This window comes from Vibrio sp. S12_S33 (genome assembly GCF_963889785.1).
Lineage (GTDB): Bacteria > Pseudomonadota > Gammaproteobacteria > Enterobacterales > Vibrionaceae > Vibrio > Vibrio aestuarianus.
Map to the genome: position 1 here is coordinate 40,494 of NZ_CAWPQZ010000001.1, position 25,205 is coordinate 65,698.

Here is a 25,205-nt window from a genome sequence, read left to right on the forward strand (position 1 = left end):
TTCTTCTGAAGGAATGTATCATATAGAATGATAAAAAACTTGATTCATATTAAATAGATATCTGTATACGTAAATAGCCAACGTCTTGATAGACTGAATCCAGTCAATTGCTTGAGTTGATGTATAGGATCTTTCGGATAAGTATTGGCATGTCAAAACTGTATTGATAACTTGTGACCAAGTATTCTCTCCAATACACACTTGGCACTTTTGAGGTACGAAGCGACAAGTGTAAAGGTCCTAAACCACAAGCTTCGCATAAGCAGAGTCTGGGCATAAAAGGTCCGAAAGTATCTACTGATTATGTAGCTATTCTGACAATATTCTTGATAAAGACCGGAAAATGCAGAATATGTTCGCCAAATAAAGTACAGAAACCCCCATAAATACAGTAATATGACTCCGTCACATTGGCAGCAAGGAGTTCATGTGAGTCAAGAAGATGAAAAATACCCAGCCAGCGCGATATCTTCGTGGAGCGGCTTCGTTTATCAAGGAAAAGTTGCTCTATATCATTCACTTAAGCTTATTCATGATGGTGATTTAGACTTCGAGCTTCAGCTAGATAGTAGTGACGACTTCGCTATTTATAAAGATGGAGAGCTACAAACCGCCCATCAAGTCAAAGCGAAGATTAGTAAATATCGTAGTGGCTATTCCAAGGCTCTGGAGCAGTCCACGTTAATCGAATACGACAAAATAAAAGGGACGCCCCGTTACTTTCACGTATCCGTACAGCTAGACAATACCGATGATCACAAAGGCGCTAGCGGAGAAATAGTGAAACTCTACCGCTACGGAGACAATTTTCATTGTGGACTGGGTGAAATTGAAGGACTGACCAAAGCAATAATAAAAAAAATATGTGAGAAGCGGTCCATCACGGTAAGTGATAATCTCATAAATTTTAACTATTGCTTACTCTCAGAAAAAATAAGTACCAAGGCGATACACAATCACAAATTAAATCAAGTGGACGGCTTTTCAGAAAACAAAGCTGCTTACGAGAGCCGTATCAATGCAAGAGATATCCTAGAGGAATTGCTGGCCGAAAACCCCTATCAGAATCGTGACTACTATGCCGTTGAGTTGAAGGCCAGACTTCAAACCTACCTAGAAGAACGACTAGAACAGGCGCTACCAACAATGAGTGACGCCACCTATGAAAGAGCTAGGCGCCTGTGCTTGCACATACGCGATACACATATCAATGAATTAAAAAACTTATGCCAGATGATGAAGCCATCCGAGCGGTTTCAAGACATTCAGAAGAACGATATCAGGCGCTACACCAAGCTCATACAGGCTATTTCAGTGGAGCCCACATTCAACCATCTTCCGCATTACCTCGACAGCGAAAATCGGTTCTACGTACCTACAGCGCTTGACGTAGATGAAAGTGAAGAGTGTGAGTCTGACATGAACCATGAAATGAAAAACAACGGTGACCTGTTGAGACTACTTTTTGAGTACAACCATCTAATAGCCAGCAAAGCGGAAGCTTCATTCACCTTTGATACAAAATTCACAAACTCGGATGACTTCGACGACAAGCTGGCCACTGAAAAGCTTGAAAGCAACATTACCAAGTCGCTATGCATTAGCGTAATGACAAAAGACGACGCGGAGGGTCGACTGAATGATAAAGCAACTCATTGATGAAGCACTTGTTGCTCATGGCTTCGAGAGTAAGCGTGAATTGGACACCACAAGTTTTTATATTCGTGATTCTGGGTCTGCCATTAGGTTCGCTGTCGTACATAATCTTGATGAACTCATTACACCAGCAGAGCTGAACAGCCAGATCAATCAGCTTGCTCCTGAGGAATTTCTCAGAAACCCAAGCTTTAAGAAAAACTGTGACTTGATTTGTATTTATCGCCTTGACGTTTTGGCCGAGTTCAAGGAGCACGAAGAAGGAATCTTCGATATCGAGGAAGACCCGCATTTTTATAAAAAATATGTCCTCTATTACAGTATTACTGAAGAAAGCGCTCTCACTGATTTTACCTACGACAAACTTGTATCCGTGATTGCTGACAAAAAGGAATTTATTGATTACAAAGAAAATCCTCTTGTAGCTTCACAATACAGTTTCGCTGCGAAGACCTTTATCAAGCTACCTTTCTTGGAGCTACCTAGTCATCAAGGAAACCTCGTGTCCTTAAGACAGCAAGCAACTGAGGCCGTTGCAGAAGCTGGCCTGAGCGATACGTATTCGACTATTCAGCAAGTCACAAACGTAAACGCCGACGAAATAATTAAGGAAATGATTAATAATGAACTGGCAAATATCCAAGATTGAAGTCTCTAGCTTCAAAGCATTCAAGCATATCTACTTGGATCTTGGCGGGTCTTCCCTGCTAACTCTTGACGGGCCGAACGGTTATGGTAAGACCAGCATATTCGACGCCATTGAACTGCTGCTCACTGGCCAAATCAATCGAATACAAAACCTATTCTCTACTTTACTAACCAAGAACAAAAGGGGCTACGCGGACAATCTCTTCTGGAACAATCGCTCCGGCGAGAACGATCTCTGCATTAAAATTGAATTCATTAATGGTGAACGTAAACTTATTTTAGCAAGACATTGCCCAGCTGCGATATTCAAAAAACCAACGAACAATCGTGCAGACAAGTATGAAAGCTTTAAGCTTTACGAGCTGCCGGAATTTGAATCATCTGACTTTGCGAAGATCAATCTACGCGACAACAACTTCCTTGACGAAGTTTTCGGTAAAAACTTCAGGGAAAACTTCTCCTTCCTTAACTATCTGGAGCAAGGACAAAACCGACTGTTACACACTCGGGTAGACGAACGCAAGGATAAACTAGGAAACCTCTTTAACATCAGCGATATCGAAGCTGAGATTGAACACTGCAACACCATATACAATAAATTCACAAGGTACATCAACAATCCTGAACGCAAGGGAAAAGTTTTATCACTTCAAGAAGAGATAGCCAGCTTAAAAAGCACATTGCAGGCAGAGACAAGTAATGTTGAGTACAAAAAACTCTCCACGACTGATGTCCAACCAATATGGGACAAGGAGATCCTATTCTCAGCGTACTCAGCGGAAGATCATGCTGCCTACCAAGAATCAATTCGAAAAATTATTGCCCTTTTACCGCTCAAAGCCACGATAAAAACTAGGGTTCACAACGAGGCAATCGATGCCGACATCGAACGTAACGAAGAATCTCTGAGAAGCTTAGCTCAGTTCGGTAAAGACCTTGAGAAGCTTGATGGGCTTGAAGGAATCAAGAAGGGGATTGATGAACTGGAGAGTTCAGCGGCCATCATCAAGCGCGGAGCCTCGATGATCAAGGTCGAAGAAGCCCAATCACTACCAAACTGGGCGGATGGGCGCCTTGAGTGGTTTGAGTTACAAATTGAATCCCGAAATAGCCTACGTGAAAAAAGCAGCGCCAATACGAACGTCATAGCCGAATTGGAACGCCTGAAAAGGCAACTGATTGATGAACATAAGAAGTCCTATCCAGATGATCAGTTGTGCCCTCTCTGTGGCACAGACTGGGAAGATCACAAATCAATGGTGGATGCCATTGAAGCAAGAACCAAGCAGATCTCTGAATCACTAAGCAAGGACGGTAAGGACTTAGTTAACCTTATCGCTGCTATGGACGCTGAGCTGAAGCTCATCGACACCCATATCCAAGGCAGCTTGAAAGTTCTCAAGCCTACATTTGAACCAAATCTTCATGCAGAGCTGACCAAAATTAAGCTTCGGCTCCCGGCAATAACCCAGCTAATGGAGAAGCTGAAAAGCGATAATATTCAATTTACTGACTCATTTACGGACAGTGATGACGTAGTAAATGAGCGACTTGAAAAGCTCAAAGCGATTCTAAGGAATAAAAAACAGATTGAAGCTGACGCTTTAGCGCTGCCGGAGGACTGGCGAGAAACAACAAACAGCACCTTTAAAGGCCTACAGGATTTCTACATAATCACGGCTGAAGACTTGAGGGATAAAGAGCAGTACATATCGATTAAAGCTAACGAGGCTCAAAATGCCAGGCTCCAAACCTGTATTTCCGATCTTAAACTTATCGAAAAAGAAACCCTAGCGGCCCAAAAAGCACAAGGTAAAATCAAAAAGCTCCGCGACACACTGAAGGAGACAGAGCAAAGGTATACCGACCAGACAATTTCGGCTATTGAGCTCATATTCCATATCTACAGTGGCCGACTGATCCAAAACTACCAGCGTGGTCTCGGCCTATTTATCGAGAGCCGCGAAGGTACACAGTTGAGATTTCTGACTGCCGAGAAGTCTGAACACGACGCAGTCATGTCCATGAGTTCTGGTCAGGTGTCCGCTCTTGGCCTTGCCTTCTTTCTCTCTCTCAACAAGGTCTATGCTAAAGTGCCTCTCATCTTGATTGATGATCCGTCGCAATCTCTGGATGAAATTAACGTTGCTTCCTTGACCGACCTACTCCGTTGCGAACTCAAGCATTGCCAGTTGATTGTCTCATCGCATGAGGACGATATCTCTGCCTATATGCGCTATAGGTTCAACAGAGCAGGCTTAAATACAAGTTCACTCAACATGCAGCTATTGGCGAAAGATGCTTTGTAAAAGCAGCCCATGGCAATGCAGTAGAGCTGGGTGACCGAGATGTTAATATGGATGGGTTAGCCATCCTGAAGAGGATGTCAAAAACAACAATAGGATCTGGTTTTGCGCTTTCCTTCATTAGATTAAGTATTGCAAAATCAGATCTCTATTAATGGACCTTCTGTCAACCATAACTTACTGTGGGGCGCTTCTAGGTTAAAAAACATCATTCGCTTAAGGCTCTAGATAGAAATACTTTAGAACCAGAACCAAAGCACTAAATTGACGCATTCGAACAAGCTATGTTTCTGCAAAGAAAAACCCAAATACGTCGATGAAGTTGGTGGTTCTTCACAAGCTGTTTATTTACAAGCTTCCACAATAAAAGCTCCATATCGTGAGGTTTATCGCGCTAGTGATTTTGCTTACACTCATACCAAACAAAATACCAATTTGTTAAGAATCCAAAACATCGTAAATTCAAACATCCCCCCTATGATGTTTGAGTTGCACCAACGACATACGAAACATCCAGCATCGAAAGGTATACCAAGAAGAAAGGCTTTGTGAGAGCCATTGCAGGTTACGGTACATCAGAGCAATAAAGCCACACGCATATGACGAAGTCTTGGCTAAGCACGGAGTGGAGCAAATGATGTTTAAAAAACCAATATTAACACATTCCCTAAAAGGATTAGACTGAGACGTCAGATGTGAAGTGATGATATGGACTATTACCCATATTAATTAATATTATTGAGAGCTAAGCTGCTTTCATCAAACAAAATGCTTCATTGAAAATACTAGCGTACTGTACCATATGCATAATATTTTTATATGAAGGCTAGAGCATGGCAATAAAGAACGTCATTCTTCATGAAGTTACTCGTGACAAAGATGGTGCCCCTGTAGTAACAAATCTGCGTGATGAAGAAAACTCCACTGAGGGCTTGGGAAGCAAGCTAACTGGACAACTAATTGAATTGTTCTCTCAATCAACGCTTAACATTGGTGAATTTGGTGTAGATGGTGATCCGACGCTTGAACCAGCTTTCGAGCAGCAATTAAAGCGCCTACATAACAAAGAGAAAACCTTCGTTGAAACTACCAAGGACATGGCTGAACGATTTGCTGAGATTATCAGTGAGCCTAAGCTCCAAAGTGTAAAAGGTGGTATACTCGCATTCTACATGTATGAGTATCGTGAGAATACATTGTTAGCAATTACCGTATTAAATCGAATTGACGGTATTAACGCTAGTAAAGATCTTGATTTAAGTTCAGCTACAATCATAGACCTTAACCGCTTACACTTAGGTGCTTCTATCAACTTAACTGACTGGGAAGAGGACTTGAGCAGTCGTTACATCAAGTTCAAGACAGGTCGTTCCGTTGAAATGCGTGATTACTTTGAGTCTTTCATTGGGTGTCAGCGTGATAAACAAGCCGCAACTCGTGAAACGAGTGCTTTAAAAACTGCGATCAAAACTTATTCTTCTGAGCTAGGCTTAGGTAGTGATGAGACGCAATCAAAATTAGATAGTGCTCATAGCTTTATCCAAGAGCAACAGAAAGCGGGTAAAGAAGTGCTCCTAACACATGTCGCTAATGCGGTTTTCCCTGATTCAACTGACGATTTCTTAGCAATTGCTCGTAACGATGAACATCAACTAAGTGAACAAATAGCGATTAGTTCAGCAGAGTTGAAACGTTATGTTCGCTTAAGCGGGCGTGGTAAAGGTGTATCAATTAGCTTTGACAACGAATTGCTCGGTAAGACTGTTACATTTGAAAATGAACAGTTGATTTTTACTGATATCCCAGAGACATTAAAACAGAGCATTATAGACCTTCAGCGAGAAGCTAAAGACAATGACTAGTTATGAACATTGAGACGTTAGAGCTATACAAGTCGATAAGAGAGTTGATGACCGATGTGGTTGTTGACGGTAACGACGTGTCTGGTTATGTAGACTTTAACGCAGATATTGTTGACAAGCTTAAGCAGTTGAATGAAGTTGAGCTGTGCTCGGCTTCATTTGGTATTTATAAAGACGATACTAGAAAGCTTGATTTAACAGTAAATGATGAGATTACTGACAAGCACTACAATGCGTGCAATCGAGCTAAGATCGAATTAAGCAAACAATCAGCTCAAAACAAAGATCACTTTATATGCTCTACTTGGGCTGATTTAACAAACTATACAGATTATCTGCTCAATCCAGTTAAAGCTGTCTATATCAGCGATCTCAACGAGATTCTCACAAAAGATTCTAAAGATGCTAAGTTCACAACTTATCTAAATGTTTCGAAAGTGTGTAACTTAGTTAAAGATGTTGCCCATACAAACAAAGGCAACATATATACTATTTTATGTGGTCAGCCACTAGACATAACTTTGTCTCTTAATAACTCAGTGCTTAGTGCAGAAATCGATATTGGTTTTTATGATGAGTTGCTCGGTAAAGACCAGCACAAAGAAGCGATGAACAGTTTAGTTCGTGAGGCCCTTTACAACCTACTAAGTGATCTTGACCCTAAGTCAAGATTGTCTCATCTAGTTAACCATTTTAACGCTTTTACAAGTAAGCTATTGGTTAGTTATGAGCAATATGTTCGAAACTATTCATTTGATAAAGTTCGTAAAGAGTATCGAGAGAAAGCAACAGAATACATTGATAAAGTAAATAAAATTTTTGATGAAGTTGCCACCAAAACATTCTCGATTCCATTAGGTGTATGGTTTGCTACTTCTCAAATGCAAGCAACAGGCTCGATGGAAAGTCTTCAATTTTTTAAGAATATCTCGTACTGCGTTATGGTGTTCTTCCTAGTTGTTGTAGTCTGTTGGAATCTGTTAGGTCAGTTTGCGACATTAAGTGCTACTGAGAATGAATATAAAGACCTGTTCAAACGTCTTGGTGATGAACTTGAAGATGGGCAAAAGAGTGAGCTTGGAACATTAGAGCAGGACCTAGACACAAGAAAACTGAGAGTGTGGCTCAAGCTCGTAGCTACTATGATTTTTGCTATCGTATTACTTGGTTTTACAGTGCTGGTCACATACAAAGCGATTACGCTTCCCATAGTAGCTGGATAAATTATCACAATAAACATATTACTAGAGGCGCTATGCTGCTCATAATCAGGTTTGAACTAGTACAGGTTAGAAAAGCCTTTGACATTGTCGAAGGCTTTTTGTTTGTATCGACTAATACAATTAATTCTGGCTAGAAAAGTACGCCGCTAAGTATTTCAGGTCTTGATAGTTTATAAGCGCTAATTACTTAGCATAGCTAATATCCCAACCACAACAATCTAATCTTTAACCATCATGTTCCAAGACATTAACGTTTCTATTTGCTCAATAGTTCCAGTGTAGGTAGCTGAGTAAGAGGGGGATGGTTACAGACCATTCAACTTAGTTGTGAGCTTCCCTCAATTGAAATTAGCTAACCTACATTAGGAGTAGTTAAAATGATGTTTCATATAAAAATCCAGACCACACCCTCTTCCTAAAGCTCTTTCTTCAATTTGACTCCATAAAACTGGCAAATAGGTTTGAAGAACTTCTACATCCGATTGGTGGTATTCATCTTCATAGTCCCCAGCTTCGGCTTTTAGCCACTCTGAAGGGGTTAAAATAGTGAGTCCTTGATGAAAGTACTCAGGAATAGCTGATCGTATTTCTTTTTCACTACCACTAGCAACATAAATTACTACGCCCTCTCCTGTCGCGTAATAATGGCTAACACCGATATAGAACATTTATACTCCTTAAAATAATACTAGTTGATACTTTACCCAATTCTTGTGTCATGAGAATGAGGAGCCCCAAACAGACTTTTAGTCCTGAGCGATATATTTTCCACCGAGGTTATTCGCATATTGTGTTTTCTGTTGTTTGAAGAACTTCCAGAGCTGAAGTTAAAGCATTTATTTTTCCAAGCACAGTTGCGGAACGGTAGTTGGCGTTTGCAATTATTGGTTGCAGTAGATCCTCTGTGTGAGGGAAGCGTTGAATTAGCTCTGCATATTCTTCTTCCTCTGCTAACAACACAGATAACCTCTCAAGATATTGATCCCGTTCTTTCTCTAAACTTAACAATTCCGAGTAAGAACAAGACTCTTTATTGATAGTCTCCTCTGCTTTCGTTGCTTCGACTTCTGAAACAAAGGTCATCTGTTCACACAATCCTGTTTTTGCACACCGTTTGTGTTGCTCCTCCCCTTTTTTCTCAAGATAGCCGTTTATAACTTGGTCACTTATCTGGTGATAAACATACTCATCATCTTCATATATACCCTTGGAGTGCTCCGTTTTTTTCACCATCCCATCCTGTGCCTGAACATTAGTAGACTCATTAATCCCCTTCTTAATCAGAAAGTTACATGCAGGCTTGCTCAGCCTTTTTATTTGCTTCATAACGATTGCATAAATAGACATAAAACTTAGGATTGCTAAGTATACAAAAATAAGCAAAACTTAGACAATCTAAGTTATCTATAGGTACAAAAAAGAATGTCTAAGTGGAAAACCCAATCCCTGCGAGGCTCAAAGCAGCGCGTAAAAAAGCCAAAATTACCCAAAAAGACTTGGGTGTAAAAATAGGTATGGAAGAAAGCTCGGCAAGTGGTCGAATGAACCATTACGAAAAGGGCCGTCATGTTCCAGATATCGGAACGTTATCGCGTATGGCTGAAGAATTGGGTGTGCCGTTGAATTATTTCTTTTGTAAAGACGATGTAACTGCTGAGTTGGTCTGCTTAATTGATAAATTGAGTGATGAAGAGAAACAGGGCTTGTTGGAAAAACTGACCACCAAGAAATGAGTCTAACGCAATAAGTCGGTTAACGGCACATCCGCAAATATCTGTTGAGTAAATTTGATGTCACCACTATCAGGATCGATTAAGTAACCTTCGTATTCTATGATCTGTGGGATCAATAACTTTTCAAGCTCGCATTCAAAAGGGTTTGAGGTATCCGAACCATAAATAGTTTGAAACGATTGTGTAAACTCCAATATCGTCATTTGGCTTTGCCCGGAAAGTAACGCCAATTCAAGTGCATAACCAATCAATTCTTTGATATTACCTAACATTCCTTTGCTAGCAGCGAGCAAACGCATAGCGATATCCATATCCGATAACTCTGGAGATACAGGAATCGGTAACTGTTGCTCAATCCCTTCTAATAAAGCTATGTAAACATCAAGAGACTCTTCGTTCATTATTCGGATATATGGTAAGTCTCGCTTCACCATAATTCGTCTGTCCCATTGGGAGTCTTCCAAAATAAGTTTGGCGGTAGGAATACCTATAAAGACGATAGGTAACCGGCATTCATCACTGATCATCTTTAGTCGGTCACGTATTTTTTGCCTTTCTTTGGGAGATGCGCACTCAAACAGTTCTTGAGCTTCTTCTATGACCAACAGCTTAAGTTTAGATTTCTTAACACTATCGATGAAATAATCTTGTAGGCCAATCTCAGAACGTTTCGACCGACTGTTGTAAGGAACATTCAGCTTTTCAATTGCCCAAACTAATGTTTCAACAAAGCTTGGCCTGACTCTTGTTATCAAAATTTCTGAAGCGGAAAAATGGTTGTTCAAATAGATTTCAACGACTGAAGTCTTACCCGCACCTGTCCCACCAGTAATCAGCATTGAAGGAGCAAACTTACCAAACTGGCTGCGGCGGACAATCCAATCTAAACCTTCAAACACCTTTTCAACATCAGGATATACGACAAATGACTGATGGAACTCCGCTAGTAATAAATCGACGTCGTTGTTCGTTGAATGAAGTGTTTTCACTTGTTTGACTTCCTCAATGCTCGACGTTTGTTCCAAAGTGATTGAAGGTCATCAACGGGTGTTGATTCGCTTGGTTGTATGCTCTCTTCTATCTGATAATCGGCAGTTATAGATTTGGGGCTATCGCTGTTAACGCCAGCAAGTTCAGCCATTTTCTTACCGTTTTTAGCTTTCTTAGAGCGCTGAGGTAAAGACATTTGCCGTATGTTTTCATGTTCTAACTTGATTCTTTCATGCAAAGCCTGACGCGCTTTCGCTAGCGATAACGAATCGACTTGACCTTTTATAAAATCTCGATGTACTTTTACTGTTCTTATATGCTCACAAAGGCTAAGTTTATTGGTGTAACCCAATGGGTCATATTTACAAGGTACTTCGATATAACCACCCATTTCATCAAGAAATACGAAAATTCTGGATAAATCATCAGGGTCAATCTTAATCGTTTTCATCTTGCTATCTTTGGATAGCGGATACTGCTTCCTATAATGCTCTAAAGCCACATTATCGTACATTAAGTGTTTATATTTTATACCTTGACTAGTTAATGTCCTTTTATCAAATAGTCCCATAATGACACGGAATTTTTTCTCATCACTCTCACTTAGCGTAGGCGGTGGCAATACATCTTCACTCTTTTGCCAATGATAATTTGGTATTCTTGTATTCCTACTATCTGCCGACGCATTGTGTACATCAATAATCCAACGATGTAGTTCTTCAACAAAAACGCCAAAACGCATTACCGCGTCTTTTTGTGGATCATAGTCTTCCTTCTCAAGTACATTCGAAAATGTTTTACCAGGAATCCATCCGACGATACCTTGAATTAATTCTCCAAACTTTCTTTCAACAAAAGGCTTTAACCAAGGTCTACGCACTTTGTTATAGATGATATTAATACCACCTTCGGTACAAGCTTGATCTAAACTGTTAGACCAAAATTCCGCGCCATTATCAACGACGAGGTTTTCAATTTTACCGTGGCAAAGCCATTGATTACCCAATTCAATAGGCAATTCATTGACATACGCCTTCGTTTTAACTGAGTGGATAATTGCCTTTGATACTGATATGTAACTAGGTGCTTTAAAACCAAGATGGAACCCAATGATACAACCACTAAAAACATCAACAAGTAATGTTAAATACGCTCGTCCCAATGGAATAAGAAGTTCATCATCAAGTAAGATTAAATCAAGTGGTGTGTGGTCGATCTCCACACGCTCAAGTATTCGCGTCGGCATTTTTACCGATTCATAGTAGTTAAATAATTTATCTGCGTAATACTTACCATGTCGTTTTAGGGCAACGGTATAAGGGGGAAGCTTCTTCAACCGCTCCTTGAACGCTTGATAAGTGACCGCAGTTATCTTGCCGGAAACGATAGTGCTATTTTCAATTTCAATTAAGTCATCATAGACCCGATAAGCTTTGGCATAAGAAGGACGAACAGCATCTAGAAATCGTTCAACAGCCTCAATGAAAAATGGCTCATCATTACACACACGAGGTTGGCGATTCCCTTTTAAATGATGGCTATCGACAAGGCTTTTAATATCACCATTATTTTCACAAAACGCTTTGTACCAACGCTTTACCGTTCGATCACTGGGTTTGGGTATCGACAGGCCAACGATATTCTTATCGATAAGGGGATTAAGATTTTTAGGCGTCCAACCGCCTTTTATCTCTTTAGCGATCAAAGAGATTAGCCTGTAACGTTCCAGTGCTTTTTGTTTTTGGTCTTCAGGAAAAGAAGAAAGGTCTCGTTCAATAACTTTTGTAGCTGTAAGGGATGCATATTTGAGATGAGCTAACTTCGCTTCTGGACTCGCATCATGCTGTTGTTTGACTTCATCGGTGATGGAGCCAAACTCATCCTTAAACGGCCCGAACGACATGCTAGGCCACCGAAATCACTGAATGTTCGTCAAGTAAAGTGTCCAGCTTCGCTTTTACTCTTCCAAGCCCTATCAAACGAAACACTGAAGCCAAAATTTCACCTGTCGATAGATTCAGTAACGTTGAAAGTGACTTGATACGGATGGATATCGATTGATTAAGAACAGCCCAAATACTTTCGAGATGCTCCGAATTTTCAATGCAACCGTTATATCGATGTACCAGCTTTAAGTTAGCCAGATAAGCACTGCCGCGAATTTGTCTTTCTGTTACCAATAGTAGAGGAGCTCCCAACACGGTTGCAACGGCTTGCTTCTGACGAAACATATCTTGGAATTCAGAACTAAATGTTTTTGATAGTGGTTTTACTTCGAGGAAATAGGACGTTCCATCTTTTTTATGTACCAAAAAATCAGGAGTATAAGGACGTTCTTTCCCTTGATAAGAGAATCGATAACCTTTCGGTTGTGACTCGTAGCGAACAACATCATCGGAATATTCTAAATGGTAGCAACAATCATATTCCAGTGAACTTTCACACATGATGGTACAGCCATTTTTGGCACTAACAAACTTATAAACGTTTTTGTTTGCAGATGGTTTTCTGAGATTGCGAACGTACATAACCTGTCCTCATTTCGTTGTAATAAAACAACCAAAATAAGTTTAGGACACTTTATGAGTTTTAAAAGGACATCTTATGTTTTTTTTGGGACAGGATATACTTTCAGCGACAAGAAGGGTGGAAGCCCCAGCCACATCCCGGCACACAAGTCACTCGCTGCGGCTGCTTCCTTCCGGACCTGACCGAGTTCACGAGCTATTGTTGCGGGAGGACCAGGGCCTCCATAGATTTTTTATCTTGGTTTGAATCACCAAAGAGTGCGAGGATTATCAAGCATCACTCTGACTAATGCAAGCCGAAATCCTGACAGATTTCGTCATTTGGTTTTAAGTGACTAGCATTTAAACAATTCGGGAAGCAAAAATACATATTTACCCTTTATTAACGAGTTGATGTATCTATCACTTTTAGTTTTGGAGTAGATTTGAGCTCTGTATATCGATGTTTTGCTTGGTACATTGCAATATCGGTTTCATGAAGTACATCTTGCAAACTCATGAAATGATCGCGTTGGTTTGATACACCAATCGCCACATTCACTTCAATGCTTAAACCTCTCTTCTCATCAATAAATAAGAATGATTCTAACTGCTTTAGAATGGAAGAGAGCGAGTCATTATTATATTGGCCGATAAGGATAAACTCATCACCACCAATGCGATAGCTGCGACCGCGCCAGATATTATTGATACGACCGGCTAGTGATTTAAGAACTTCATCTCCCACTTCATGCCCATAATTGTCGTTAATCGGTTTAAAGTTGTTCACGTCTAAATAGATCAGTGTTACGTAACGATTTAATCCTCCGGAGTAGCGGCTATACAGCGCTCGGCGGTTACGCAGTTTAGTTAAGTTATCCGTGTTTGATTGCGAATGAAGGTACAGAGCGACAATGGATAGAAAACCGAGCACCAACATAAACAACCATTGAGTTTGTCGTGAAAATGCTTGCTCTACGGCTAGCGTGGCACGCCAATCTGGTTGATAGTCATAGCTATTAATAATTTTTTGGGTATCAATCATCTTAATAGCACGAGAAAACAGCGGAGCAAGTGAGGCTCCCATACTATTTTTAGGAAATCCAATAGCAATATCAGAAGAATAAAAACTACCGATTAAAATATCTTCGACCAAAGGTAATAAGTTATCCGCTTCACGCAGCACCTGGTTGAAATTGGCTCGGCTTAAAATGACATAATCAACGTCTTTATTTAACAGCGCTTTGATCTGTTGATCTTGCGTTTGATAAACGTTTAATGTTTTATGCGGTAACATTCCGTTAAGTAGTTCTTCAAAAAAATCATCTTTAATCACACCTATACGCTCTACCACTAGTTCAGATACATTGCTATAGACATTATCTTTGTAGTTTTCACGCTTGACCAAAATAGCTTCTGGTCGATAGTAACTGTCGCTGAAGTAAAGCAGACTTTTCCGCTGTTGAGAAATCGTAACCGGGGCAAGAATATCAATATGTTTATCAAGTAAATCACCATACATGCTTTCCCATGTTTCATCAGCCGTACTGACTAATTGACATTTAAGCAGTAAGATATCACACGCTTGAAATACAATATCCGCACTGATCCCTTTGACCTCACCGTTGCGTTGATATTGCGCAAATTGAATAACATTTTCTAACTTTACTTTTAATGGTCGCTGCACATTGAGCCCGCTGTCGATAACGGACTGGCGCAATGCCTGTTTCCGAATATCAAATTGGTATTTCTGTACCGACTCACGTAATAATTTTTGCACAACAGCAGAATGTACATACGACTCAATTTGCTTCAACAATAATGCATTCTGTTCTTTAGGTGTAATGATTGAAACGGGTTGAATAGGTAATTGATCATTAAGCAACTGTGCATCAAGACCTTCCATCAACATTGGTTTTAGCTGATTAATCGCATCAACTACACCATCCACTTTTGCCGCTTTGAGTAATGCTTTTGCTTCAATGGCACCATCATATTCAATTAATTCAATGTGAGGATAATGAGCGCGGATCAATGTTCCATAAATGGTCCCTTTCGGCACGCCTACAGTTCTCATTTCATTCAACTTAACATTGATATGACTGAATACGTAAGTGTATTCAATATTGGTTGGGCTAGAAAAGTCGAATCGTTCGGCACGCTCATTGGTATAGGTAACGTTCGCGGCAAAATCACTTTCACCAGACTCAACCGATTTTAAAATCGCATCAAAACTGGGGTAATTGACATAGTCAATATCAAGATGGAATTGGTAAGCAACGGCATCAAACAAAACGCGAGTGACGACATCATCAGCTTCTGTGGCAACGCGGTAGGTTTTATCACTTACTATCGGGGCTGACACCGCGATAGTAGCCGCTAATATCAACCCCAAAAGACAAAGATGTAAAAAAGCTTTAAACATGACGTGTAACATTATTTTTATCTGTTTTTTTTGATAAAAACATCATATACCAATGCCGTTGGTATACATAAGTATGAGCTAACATTACTGTCTATGAATTTGCACTAAATGTGATTTTGCATTCACGTTTATTCTATTTGCTCTTCTGTGCTTTTGAGCAAATAATCCGTCATCCACGCCGTACACAATAGGCAGATCCAAACCACAAATACCGAGCTAGGTACCTCGCTCGTTGGTGACACAACCAAAGTTGCAAAGCCGACAGTAGGCAATGTCCAACACAGTAAAGGGTTCCAACTAAACGTGGTAAGTTTAGTTAAACTTTCCATCGATGCCATGATACCAATGATGCTGAGTGCAATCAGCACCGCATAAGAGAAGTCCGCCATCCACAAGGGTAATAACAGACATAGAGCCCACCAGCGATGTTTATTTGAGGGTTTCCAATGTGAAGCTGCCCACCAGACCAGTATCACCGACAAGGTTTGAATGATGGTTAACCAACCAGTACCGCCCAGTTTTCCTGCCGACTGCGTAACAATAATACCCACTTGCAGAGTGACAACAATAAGCGCACTGATTAATACAACTCCAAGCCGACTTCGCTTGGAAAATGCCACCATCAATAATGGCAGCAGCACCCAAATACTAACGGATAAAGCAATCGGTTGATAAGACAACGTAAAGCCGTATATTGTCATCGCTGCAAGAAGTACTAAACCTGCCACTCCACCTTGTGGCAAAATCCACAAAGCAGGAATGACAACGGCCAAAACGGGAATGTTACCGTCACTTAAACCGATGGCGCGCGCGCAAACTACAGCTAACGCTGTTGTGATCAGAAATTGAAATGTTGAAAATAGCATGCCCTCTCCTTATACCGTTCCTTGGTAACAATCGAACTAGGACATTATTAGTATGGACCAATTTTTAGCACAGATCTTTGCGGTGATTCACCAAATTCCAGAAGGAAGAGTAACAACCTATGGTGAAATTGCACATTTAGCAGGCTACCCCGGCTATGCTCGCCACGTCGGCAAGGCTTTAAGCCGCATACCAGAAAGCAGTAAATTACCTTGGTATAGGGTTATTAATAGTAAAGGGGAAATATCCTTGAAAGCTGATGATTTAGAACGTCAAAAACGAAAGCTTATCGCAGAAGGGGTCGAGGTTACGGAAAGTGGTAAAGTTAAATTACGGCTCTATAAATGGCAGCCATAAATGCTGCCATTTATTATTCGTTAACTTTTTTATTTGCTGCCGACACCAATCAAACGCAAATTGACATGTTTAGTGTTATTCTCATCAGTAATTACGGCATAATGCGTATCCGTGATAAAGCGAAGTTTCCCGTCAATTTCAATACGAGCGCTTACGCTATAGGTATGACGTGCATCAATTTTTCTGCTGTCAAAAGCTAAATCAAATTCAAACGGCACTTGCATGCCATTGGTTTCAAAGCGGTGCTTAGCAATGATTGGGGCTGGTGCATCCGCTAATGACACATCTTGTAGCGTCACGGTAACTAATGTGTGGTCCGGCAATGCAATTCGCTCACGATACGCTACCGTTCCAGTAATAGTTTGGATTGGTTTCGCGGAAGATAGTTTTGGTGATGACTGACAACCAACTAGAACCAAACCTAGAGCTGCTGATACGATTAATAACCATGCCTTTTTCATAAAACCTCACTTATGATATTGAATTGTCGGTGAGTATAGGCATGGTTCACTTTTCTGTCATATAAGCTTTTAGATATTGACAAAATAATGACTCAGTAAAAAATACAATAAAGATATTGATAATTAGGTGAGGATCTATGAGTAAGCCACTAAATGAACTATTAGATTTACTGCAACTCGAAAAATTAGAAGAAGGGCTATATCGGGGTGCAAGTGAAAATTTAGGCTTGCCACAAGTTTATGGTGGGCAGGTCATTGGTCAGGCTCTCTCAGCTGCTCGTTACACCGTAGAGTCAGACCGTACCGTTCACTCGTTCCACAGTTATTTTCTCTACCCTGGTGATCCTGAAAAGCCAATTGTATACGATGTAGAGAATCTCAGAGACGGCCGTAGCTTTAGTACACGCCGAGTCAAAGCGATTCAAAATGGCCGCCCTATTTTTTATCTCACCGCTTCGTACCATGGTGAAGCCCCAGGATTTGAGCATCAAAACACCATGCCCAATATCCCAGGGCCGGAAAATTTTGCATCCGAGTCAGAGTTAGCCGAGCAAATCGCTCAATTTTTACCAGAGAAGGTAAAGAAAATGTTCTGCGGTGAAAAAGCGATAGAAATACGCCCTGTCACTGTGATTAACCCATTGAAACCCAAAAAAGCAGAGCCAAAACAATACCTTTGGATTAGAGCTAATGGCGCACTGCCCGACAACCAATTGATCCACCAATACCTGATGGGTTATGCCTCAGACTGGGGGTTTTTAGTGACTGCACTACACCCACATGAAGTCTCTTTGATGACACCTAATTTTCAGGTTGCGACCATCGATCATTCCATCTGGTTCCATCGCCCCTTCAAAATGGATGAGTGGTTGCTCTACGCTATAGAAAGCCCAACAGCTAGTAACACACGCGGATTAGTTCGAGGGGAAATCTATAACCGTCAAGGTGACTTAGTCGCAACAGCCGTTCAAGAAGGCGTCATGCGCTTTACCAAATAGCAACCAACTAAGGCTTTACCTTCACCAAGGATAAAGCTTTTTTGTTTGAGTAACTGGCTCCGCTCATAAAGGTAATTGAGTGGTATATTTCAACGACTCCATAGCAAAGGTTGACGTAACATTACTGATACCTTCAACGCTATTGACCAGTTTTTTATAAAACTGATCAAAACACTTCATGTCTTTTACCAGCACTTTCATCATGTAATCATATTCTCCGGCCATTCGATAAAATTCCATGATTTCTGGGTATTCCGAAACTGTCGCAACAAAACGGCTATACCATTCATGTGAATGGTCACTGGTTTTTATGAGTACAAACGCCGTAAAACTTAGGTCCAGCTTCTCAGGGTCTAACAACGCCACTTTCTTGGCGATCACACCGGATTCTTCTAATTTTTTCAATCGCTTCCAGCAAGGAGTTGTCGTCAGGTTTACCGCTTCAGCCAAATCATTGAGTGATAAGGTACTGTTTTGTTGCAGTAATGAGAGAATCATCCTATCAACTTTATCAAGTTCCATCTTTTCACCAAAAAAGGAGAATTATTTTCTATAAAAATACAAAACCACAGTCAATATAGCAAGGTTTTTCTCCTAAACTAAGGGTAAATTACACTCATAATAACAACGGAGATAGACTCATGTGTACTGATCATCAGTGGATTAATAATGCAATAAAAAAAATAGAAGCTGACTATCAACGCTCAGCCGACACGCACTTGATCAAATTAGATCTGCCTTGTGTCGATGGCATTGACATCTATTTGAAAGATGAAAGCACACACCCGACAGGCTCGTTAAAGCATCGTTTGGCGCGTTCTCTTTTCCTTTACGCTATTTGTAATGGCTGGGTTGGCCCTGAAACCACCATTATTGAATCATCATCTGGTAGCACTGCGGTTTCTGAAGCGTACTTCGCCCGCTTGCTTGGTTTGCCTTTTATCGCGGTGATGCCGAAATGTACGGCTCGCAAGAAAATTGAGCAGATTGAAATGTACGGTGGCCAAGCACATCTTGTTGATCGTTCAGACCAAATTTATGCTGAATCTCACCGCTTAGCACAAGAACTCAATGGTCACTATATGGACCAATTTACTTATGCAGAGCGCGCAACAGACTGGCGTGGTAACAGCAACATTGCCGACAGCATTTTTAGCCAAATGAAAATGGAAGACTACCCCGTTCCTACTTGGATTGTCATGAGTCCTGGTACTGGTGGTACTTCAGCAACGATTGGTCGCTTTATCCGCTACCAAAAATACGACACAAAACTGTGTGTCGTTGATCCTGAAAACTCAGTATTTTACGACTACTTCCAAAGCCGTGATCCTAACCTTACTCTGGTCTGTGGCAGTAAAATTGAAGGGATTGGTCGCCCGCGTGTTGAACCTAGCTTTATCCCTGGCGTAGTCGATGACATGCGCAAAATCCCAGATGCAGCAAGCCTTGCAACCACCTATTGGCTAGAAAAATTACTTGGAAGAAAAGCAGGCCCATCGACAGGCACTAACTTGTACGGTGTATTGCAACTCGCCAGTGAAATGAAACAACGCGGTGAGAAAGGGTCAATTGTGACACTGTTGTGCGATAGCGGTGAACGCTATTTAGACACGTACTATAACCCAGAGTGGGTTGCCAGCAACATCAGTGATTTACAACCTTATTTAGATAAACTGAACCTGTTCGAGCAAACCGGTCATATAATCAATTAACTATTCTCAAATTCAAAAGCCTTTTAGCAAAACGCCCTCTGTGATGAGGGCGTTCTCGTTTATTTATTCTGTTTAGCTTCAAAAGCCGCAAGTTGCTCTGGAGTAGCTGGCGGCTGATGATTCTGCTTCCACTCATCATAAGTCATGCCATATACGCGCTCGCGGGCGTCATCTATATCCAGTTCAATCCCTTGGTTATCCGCTTCTGCTTTATACCATTTACTAAAGCAATTACGACAAAAACCCGCAAGAATCATTAAATTTATATTTTGCACATCTTTATTATCATCTAAATGTGCTAGCAGGCGACGAAAAACCGCAGCATCTAGCTTATCTTGCTCTGCTTGTTCAAGGTTTTTATATTTAAATTCAGCCACTTTATTTCCTTTTTATTTTTATTGAAGACAGACATGAGTATGTCTTAACTATCAACCCTTGCCAACGTCTTACAAGATTGTGGGAGATAAGAAAGATAAAACGCCCAAGAAGACTTGAGCGTTTAATATGATCATCAGATTAATATATAACCTTAAATAACAGCGGTTAGCCTTGAATACCGACAATTAACCATGGCGCATTAGGCTGAGTGAGATCTCGTTCTAAATGCCACACATCTTCAATATCTTCTTCAATACCTTCTACAGCATCACGGTAACGACCGCTAAACTGCAAGCTCAGTTGCGCTTTATTAGCATCGTAGTCCGCACGGACGATTTCAGCATCAACGTACATCACATCGGTATGTTGTTCACCATCTAGCTTAGCACGCTCTTGCTTTAGGTCTTCAAACAAGCTTGGAGACACATACTCTTCAACCGTTTCAAGTTGGTTGTGGTTCCACGCACCTTGTAAAATACGGTAGTGCTCACGTGCACCATTTACAAAGGAGACTTTATCAAAACCAGCAGGATAGTTATGCGGGATATCGCTGTGTGCATTGGCACCAAATCCACCCGTTGCTTGTGGTTGCTGTTCGAAGTTGTGAACGTTAGGTTGTTCAAATTGATGTTGATTGCTGTTCGCACCACCAAAAGCTGGCTGTTGTCGATTCATACTGCCTTGCTTGGCTCCAAGCATGCCGCGCATAAGCTTGAATAAGACAAACGCGATAAGGCCCATGATAAGAATATCCATAAACTGGATACCTTCAAACGCACCACCAAAGAAGGCAGCAAGAAGGCCGCCCGCTAACAAACCGCCAAGTAAGCCGCCCATTAGACCTTTTTTGGTCGAGCCAGCTTTACCTGTTTGATCTTGTTTAATTGTGTCATTTTTTGGTGTTTGTTGTTTTGGCGCTGGTGCCGTTTTAAAACTTTTACCAAATGACTTACCGCCACCAAATTTCTTTGCTTCGGCTATTGGAGTGACCGCAACAGCGACCATCAGTAGCACAACAAGGGAAAAAAGACGTTTCATGTTTTTCCTTAGGGTTATTTTTATTGAGGCGCGACCATCATAACCACTTCGGATATACAAGAAAACCTCTGTTTTAAGTGGACATGTATCAGAATATTGCAAATAAAGTGTGTATCAGTTGACGCTTATACACCACCTATCTAGAATATCGAACATTGTTCATTATTAAAACATAACCATGGCAAGACGAAACGATCACACCCGAGAAGAGCTGATTAAATTGACACTCAAGGTAGTAAAACGCTTTCTTGAGGATCACACCTATCATGAGTTAAGTTTACGCAAAATCGCTACCATGATTGGCTATGTACCAAGTACGTTAGTCAATGTGTTTGGTAACTACAATTTGCTGCTTTTGCATGCCGTAGCACAAACGCTTGATGAATTATCAGCGCAAGCTAAAAAAGCCGTCAATCAATGTGATGACCCAAGACAAGCGCTCTATCTGTTAGCCTACTGCTATCATGACTTTGCTTTGCAGCATCCTAATCGTTGGCAGCTTATTTTCGAACACAATATGAATGGCGAAGCCCTACCTGACTGGCAAGCTGAGCGCATAGATACCATGACAACCATGCTTGAAGGTTTGTTACAAATAATCGCACCACAGCGCACCAAACAAGAAATTTTGCAAGCAAGTCGCGTATTATGGTCTGGCGTGCATGGTATTACCTTATTAAGTGTAGATGACAAGTTTTTCGCAGCCGAACCGATTGATGGTAAGGAGCTGATCGAAAACTTACTCTCCAATTATCTCACTAACTGGTAAAAATAAGGAATGGCAATGCCTCAGCATCAATCCTCGCTGCTTACTCAACGACGTTTTCTACCTTACTTTATCACCCAGTTTTTTGGGGCTTTTAACGATAATATTTTCAAAAATGTACTGCTGCTTTTCGTCGCTTTTGCCGGTGCAAATGTTTTACCTATATCAAGCAACCTTTTTATAAACCTCGCTGCTGGGTTATTCATTCTGCCTTTCTTCCTCTTTTCTGCCTCTGCGGGTGTGCTTGCAGACAAGTACGAGAAATCCGCCTTTATTCGTAAAGTCAAACTGGCCGAAATTGGCATTATGTGCCTTGGAGCAATAGGCTTTATTACTGAAAGTTACGCTATTTTACTGTTATTACTCTTTTTAATGGGCACGCAATCGGCATTTTTTGGCCCAGTCAAATACGCGTTACTCCCTCAACAACTTAAATCTGAAGAGCTGGTTCCTGGCAATGCGTTGGTAGAAACAGGAACTTTTCTGGCGATTTTATTAGGTACGTTAGGTGCTGGGTTGATTGCGTCAGCAGAGAATGCAAAATACGTTGCCGCTGCGGCGGTTGTCGTGTTTGCTATTGTGGGTTACTTAGCCAGTCGCCATATCCCTAATGCTCCCGCTTGCGCACCTGATTTGAAGTTTCGTTGGCATCCAATCAAACAAACCAAGCAAACCATTGCCATAGCAAAAAGTGATCGCATAATTTTTCAATCGATAATGGCCATCAGCTGGTTTTGGTTTTTGGGCGCTGCCTATTTAACTCAATTTCCTAATTTCACTCACCATTATTTAAATGGTAACGAAAGCGCCGTCTCCTTTTTGCTGGCGCTCTTTTCGATTGGAATTGCCACCGGTTCAATGGCATGCGATAGGCTCTCTAACCATCGCATCGAAGTCGGTATCATTCCTATCGGTAGCTTTGGTATTACTATTTTTGGTTATTTGATGGCACAAGCGGTTCCTAATAACTTGCCGATATTTAACGACTTTCATAGCTTTTTAAGCTACCAACCACTGTGGCCATTATTCTTCTATTTGCTGATGATTGGTGTCTCTGGTGGTATCTTTATTGTGCCTTTATACGCCTTAATGCAGCAACAAGCTAAAGTGACACAGCGAGCACAAGTGATTGCCGCACTCAATATTTATAATTCACTATTTATGGTCAGTAGTGCCATTTTAGGTATTGTTTGTTTAACTATACTGGAATTCTCCATCCTTCAATTATTTGTTATTTTAGCGTTACTCAATCTATTCGTTACACTCTATTTGTGCTTACAGGTGCCCATTTTTTTAGTTCGTTTTTTGGTGTGGATTTTGACTCACACTATGTACCGAGTGAACCATAAAAACCTGCATCATCTCCCCGAAAAAGGCGGAGCATTGATCGTATGTAACCATGTCAGCTATATGGATGCATTACTACTCAGCGCCGTATGCCCACGATTAATCCGATTTGTGATGGAGGAAGATTATGCAAACTTGCCGCCTTTACGCCGATTCCTAAAGCGTGCTGGCGTTATTCCTATTTCGGCAAGTAACAGAAGCTCTATTCGTCGCGCTTTTAGTGAGGTAGAACAAGCATTAGCCGAAGGCCATATCGTGTGTATTTTCCCTGAAGGGCAGTTAACGGCCAATGGAGAAATCAATGACTTCATGCGCGGAATGGATATCATCTTGAAACGCAGCCCCGTCCCTGTCCTACCGATGGCTTTAAAAGGGCTATGGGGCAGCTATTTTAGCCGAGCAAAAGGACAAGCGTGTTGCGGTTTACCAACTCGATTCTGGTCTCGTCTCGAAATAGAAGCCGGAGAACCAGTTGCTCCATTACAAGCCACAACGCAAGTGATGCAAGAAAAAGTTATTCAACTACGTGGGAACTGGCGTTAACACGCTTACAAATTGCGCTTTGTCTTTGCGTAATACTCTACTCTCATTGCCATCATTTTGAACTGGCGTTCAATAAAACTGAACGCCAGTTCAAAACATCGAAACTACAACCGCGTGTGTATCCTATACAATGACACTCTTCTTATCTTTCGATTAATACGATGAACATCTCTTTTAAGCACATTGCATTTTTACTGGCCACTATTGCTTGTTTAACACCTTACATCACCTCTCCTACCGCTTTGGTAATTGGCTTTTTTATTGTGAGTGTAGGTTTAGTGCCAGGCAATCTACCGATTGCCAAAATGACTAAGAAATTGCTCGCCTATTCAATCGTCGGCTTGGGGTTTGGTATACCTTTGCAAGAAGCGTTAACGGTAACCAGCAATGGGATAGGACTTATTATGGCTTCGATTACAGCCACGTTATGTGTAGGCTGGGTATTAACTAAACGGCTAGGATTGGCACGAAAAACTGGCTATCTTATTGCTTCAGGCACCGCAATTTGTGGTGGTAGCGCCATTGCTGCGGTCGCCCCAGCCATCAATGCTGACGATGATGAAATCGGTTTAGCGCTGGCCACCGTTTTTGTCTTAAACTCGGTTGCTCTGTTTATATTTCCACTCATTGGCCATGCTTTGCAGCTCGATCAACACACTTTTGGTACTTGGGCTGCCATCGCTATCCATGACACCTCTTCTGTTGTAGGGGCAGCTTCTGCTTATGGCGAAGAAGCACTTAAAACCGCGACAACACTAAAACTCGCGCGAGCCTTGTGGATAGTACCTGTTGCTTTAATCAGTGCTATGATTTTTCGCAGCCAATCCAAGAAAGTCACTATCCCTTACTTCATTGTCTTTTATTGCATCGCAATTTTAGTCAGTGATTTTTTTCCGCAGTTTGATGCGATATATAACGCAATATTTACTGTGGCGAAAAAAGCACTCGTCGTTTGTCTATTTTTGATTGGTTGTGGTATTTCAGTAGAAAAACTTAAAGCATCAGGACCGAAACCCCTGATTCTTGGCATCACCCTATGGTTTGCTATTTCAGTTTCATCATTGGCGTGGTTAATGTTCGCTTAATACCGAAATGGGAAAATAGAACAACGATGTATCAGGTGATATTGAGAAAGGAAAAGCCTAAAAATCTTCAGTTTTGAAAGTTTTTTGCTGAGACTTATCGATTCGATATCTAAACAGCCACACGACAATAGCAACAAAAGCAAATAACTCAGCAACTGAGCGAATCACGCCCTCACTGCTTATCGATATTCCAACAAGTAGCGCGATGATGATGATAAATACGCCTTTCATTATTTCTCGCTATTCCAAACTCAGCTTTTTAATAGCTTCATTATGAGGTTGAGTTATAAGCTTGAGAAATTCAGT

Annotated in this window: 24 protein-coding genes and 1 other RNA gene; 12 read left to right on the forward strand and 13 right to left on the reverse strand. The window is 41.1% G+C overall.

All coding sequences use genetic code 11. The features are described 5' to 3' along the window. The first annotated feature begins 429 nt into the window (after positions 1–429). The 5 genes from AACW06_RS00110 to AACW06_RS00130 all read left to right on the forward strand — a co-directional run bounded on the left by AACW06_RS00110 (position 430) and on the right by AACW06_RS00130 (position 7,695). The gene (locus tag AACW06_RS00110) at positions 430–1,659 is read left to right on the forward strand and encodes an ABC-three component system protein (RefSeq protein ID WP_028303909.1); all 1,230 of its coding nucleotides are present in this window, start codon (positions 430–432) and stop codon (positions 1,657–1,659) included. Further along, positions 1,640–2,305, forward strand: coding sequence for an ABC-three component system middle component 1 (locus tag AACW06_RS00115; protein ID WP_192073496.1), 666 nt, complete (start codon positions 1,640–1,642; stop codon positions 2,303–2,305). The genes AACW06_RS00110 and AACW06_RS00115 overlap by 20 nt, the downstream gene beginning before the upstream one ends. Further along, on the forward strand, positions 2,280–4,613 hold the full coding sequence (locus AACW06_RS00120; RefSeq protein ID WP_192073497.1) for an AAA family ATPase: 2,334 nt from the start codon (positions 2,280–2,282) through the stop codon (positions 4,611–4,613). Before AACW06_RS00115 ends, AACW06_RS00120 begins: the two co-directional genes overlap by 26 nt. An 830-nt stretch (positions 4,614–5,443) precedes the next feature. Beyond that, positions 5,444–6,472, forward strand: a complete 1,029-nt coding sequence (locus tag AACW06_RS00125) for a nucleoid-associated protein (RefSeq protein WP_192073498.1) — start codon at positions 5,444–5,446, stop codon at positions 6,470–6,472. A gap of 47 nt (positions 6,473–6,519) precedes the next feature. Further along, the gene (locus AACW06_RS00130; RefSeq protein ID WP_192073499.1) at positions 6,520–7,695 is read left to right on the forward strand and encodes a hypothetical protein; all 1,176 of its coding nucleotides are present in this window, start codon (positions 6,520–6,522) and stop codon (positions 7,693–7,695) included. A 362-nt stretch (positions 7,696–8,057) separates the two neighbouring features. Here the strand turns inward: AACW06_RS00130 and AACW06_RS00135 are convergent, their stop codons facing one another. Together AACW06_RS00135 and AACW06_RS00140 are read right to left on the reverse strand one after the other, a co-directional pair. Next, complete coding sequence (locus tag AACW06_RS00135; RefSeq protein ID WP_178310196.1) at positions 8,058–8,363, reverse strand: hypothetical protein; 306 nt, start codon at positions 8,361–8,363, stop codon at positions 8,058–8,060. A 109-nt stretch (positions 8,364–8,472) separates the two neighbouring features. Next, the gene (locus AACW06_RS00140; RefSeq protein ID WP_192073500.1) at positions 8,473–9,042 is read right to left on the reverse strand and encodes a hypothetical protein; all 570 of its coding nucleotides are present in this window, start codon (positions 9,040–9,042) and stop codon (positions 8,473–8,475) included. A gap of 83 nt (positions 9,043–9,125) precedes the next feature. On the opposite strand from AACW06_RS00140, the gene AACW06_RS00145 reads away from it, so the two are divergent. Next, on the forward strand, positions 9,126–9,428 hold the full coding sequence (locus AACW06_RS00145) for a helix-turn-helix domain-containing protein (protein ID WP_050907887.1): 303 nt from the start codon (positions 9,126–9,128) through the stop codon (positions 9,426–9,428). A 2-nt stretch (positions 9,429–9,430) separates the two neighbouring features. Here AACW06_RS00145 and AACW06_RS00150 read toward each other — a convergent pair whose 3' ends face one another. The 6 genes from AACW06_RS00150 to AACW06_RS00175 form a co-directional block, all read right to left on the reverse strand. Beyond that, positions 9,431–10,417, reverse strand: coding sequence for a TniB family NTP-binding protein (locus tag AACW06_RS00150; RefSeq protein ID WP_192073501.1), 987 nt, complete (start codon positions 10,415–10,417; stop codon positions 9,431–9,433). Then, positions 10,414–12,321: a Mu transposase C-terminal domain-containing protein gene (locus AACW06_RS00155; RefSeq protein ID WP_192073502.1), complete on the reverse strand. Its 1,908-nt coding sequence runs from the start codon at positions 12,319–12,321 to the stop codon at positions 10,414–10,416. The genes AACW06_RS00150 and AACW06_RS00155 overlap by 4 nt, the downstream gene beginning before the upstream one ends. A gap of 1 nt (position 12,322) precedes the next feature. Continuing rightward, entirely contained in the window at positions 12,323–12,946 is a 624-nt protein-coding gene (locus AACW06_RS00160; RefSeq protein WP_192073503.1) for a TnsA endonuclease N-terminal domain-containing protein, read from the reverse strand. A gap of 122 nt (positions 12,947–13,068) precedes the next feature. Then, positions 13,069–13,165: signal recognition particle sRNA small type (gene ffs / locus AACW06_RS00165), an RNA gene on the reverse strand. Positions 13,166–13,328: 163 nt separating this feature from the next. Further along, on the reverse strand, positions 13,329–15,350 hold the full coding sequence (locus AACW06_RS00170) for a GGDEF domain-containing protein (protein ID WP_192073504.1): 2,022 nt from the start codon (positions 15,348–15,350) through the stop codon (positions 13,329–13,331). A gap of 128 nt (positions 15,351–15,478) precedes the next feature. Then, positions 15,479–16,216, reverse strand: coding sequence for a hypothetical protein (locus tag AACW06_RS00175; protein WP_192073505.1), 738 nt, complete (start codon positions 16,214–16,216; stop codon positions 15,479–15,481). Between the two features lie 52 nt (positions 16,217–16,268). Between AACW06_RS00175 and AACW06_RS00180 the strand changes: the two genes are divergently transcribed. Beyond that, on the forward strand, positions 16,269–16,571 hold the full coding sequence (locus AACW06_RS00180) for an MGMT family protein (RefSeq protein WP_192073506.1): 303 nt from the start codon (positions 16,269–16,271) through the stop codon (positions 16,569–16,571). Between the two features lie 29 nt (positions 16,572–16,600). Here the strand turns inward: AACW06_RS00180 and AACW06_RS00185 are convergent, their stop codons facing one another. Then, positions 16,601–17,032, reverse strand: a complete 432-nt coding sequence (locus AACW06_RS00185; RefSeq protein WP_192073507.1) for a YbaY family lipoprotein — start codon at positions 17,030–17,032, stop codon at positions 16,601–16,603. 137 nt (positions 17,033–17,169) lie between these two features. Between AACW06_RS00185 and tesB the strand changes: the two genes are divergently transcribed. Then, the gene (tesB, locus tag AACW06_RS00190; RefSeq protein ID WP_192073508.1) at positions 17,170–18,030 is read left to right on the forward strand and encodes an acyl-CoA thioesterase II; all 861 of its coding nucleotides are present in this window, start codon (positions 17,170–17,172) and stop codon (positions 18,028–18,030) included. A 63-nt stretch (positions 18,031–18,093) separates the two neighbouring features. Here tesB and AACW06_RS00195 read toward each other — a convergent pair whose 3' ends face one another. Beyond that, the gene (locus tag AACW06_RS00195; RefSeq protein ID WP_192073509.1) at positions 18,094–18,552 is read right to left on the reverse strand and encodes an Lrp/AsnC family transcriptional regulator; all 459 of its coding nucleotides are present in this window, start codon (positions 18,550–18,552) and stop codon (positions 18,094–18,096) included. A 119-nt stretch (positions 18,553–18,671) separates the two neighbouring features. Between AACW06_RS00195 and AACW06_RS00200 the strand changes: the two genes are divergently transcribed. After that, positions 18,672–19,742 (forward strand): PLP-dependent cysteine synthase family protein, encoded by a 1,071-nt coding sequence (locus AACW06_RS00200; protein ID WP_192073510.1) that lies wholly within the window; start codon positions 18,672–18,674, stop codon positions 19,740–19,742. Positions 19,743–19,801: 59 nt separating this feature from the next. Here AACW06_RS00200 and AACW06_RS00205 read toward each other — a convergent pair whose 3' ends face one another. Further along, positions 19,802–20,119, reverse strand: coding sequence for a DUF1244 domain-containing protein (locus AACW06_RS00205; protein WP_192073511.1), 318 nt, complete (start codon positions 20,117–20,119; stop codon positions 19,802–19,804). Between the two features lie 166 nt (positions 20,120–20,285). Next, on the reverse strand, positions 20,286–21,158 hold the full coding sequence (locus AACW06_RS00210; protein WP_192073512.1) for a Tim44 domain-containing protein: 873 nt from the start codon (positions 21,156–21,158) through the stop codon (positions 20,286–20,288). A 178-nt stretch (positions 21,159–21,336) separates the two neighbouring features. Here AACW06_RS00210 and AACW06_RS00215 point away from each other — a divergent pair, with 178 nt between their 5' ends. The 3 genes from AACW06_RS00215 (at position 21,337) to AACW06_RS00225 (ending at position 24,899) form a co-directional block, all read left to right on the forward strand. Then, complete coding sequence (locus AACW06_RS00215; RefSeq protein ID WP_168786626.1) at positions 21,337–21,927, forward strand: TetR/AcrR family transcriptional regulator; 591 nt, start codon at positions 21,337–21,339, stop codon at positions 21,925–21,927. Positions 21,928–21,942: 15 nt separating this feature from the next. Beyond that, positions 21,943–23,814, forward strand: coding sequence for an MFS transporter (locus AACW06_RS00220; RefSeq protein ID WP_192073513.1), 1,872 nt, complete (start codon positions 21,943–21,945; stop codon positions 23,812–23,814). 161 nt (positions 23,815–23,975) lie between these two features. After that, positions 23,976–24,899 (forward strand): YeiH family protein, encoded by a 924-nt coding sequence (locus AACW06_RS00225; RefSeq protein WP_192073514.1) that lies wholly within the window; start codon positions 23,976–23,978, stop codon positions 24,897–24,899. A gap of 57 nt (positions 24,900–24,956) precedes the next feature. On the opposite strand, the gene AACW06_RS00230 is transcribed toward AACW06_RS00225, so the two are convergent. After that, positions 24,957–25,130, reverse strand: a complete 174-nt coding sequence (locus tag AACW06_RS00230; RefSeq protein ID WP_192073515.1) for a hypothetical protein — start codon at positions 25,128–25,130, stop codon at positions 24,957–24,959. Positions 25,131–25,205: the final 75 nt, after the last annotated feature.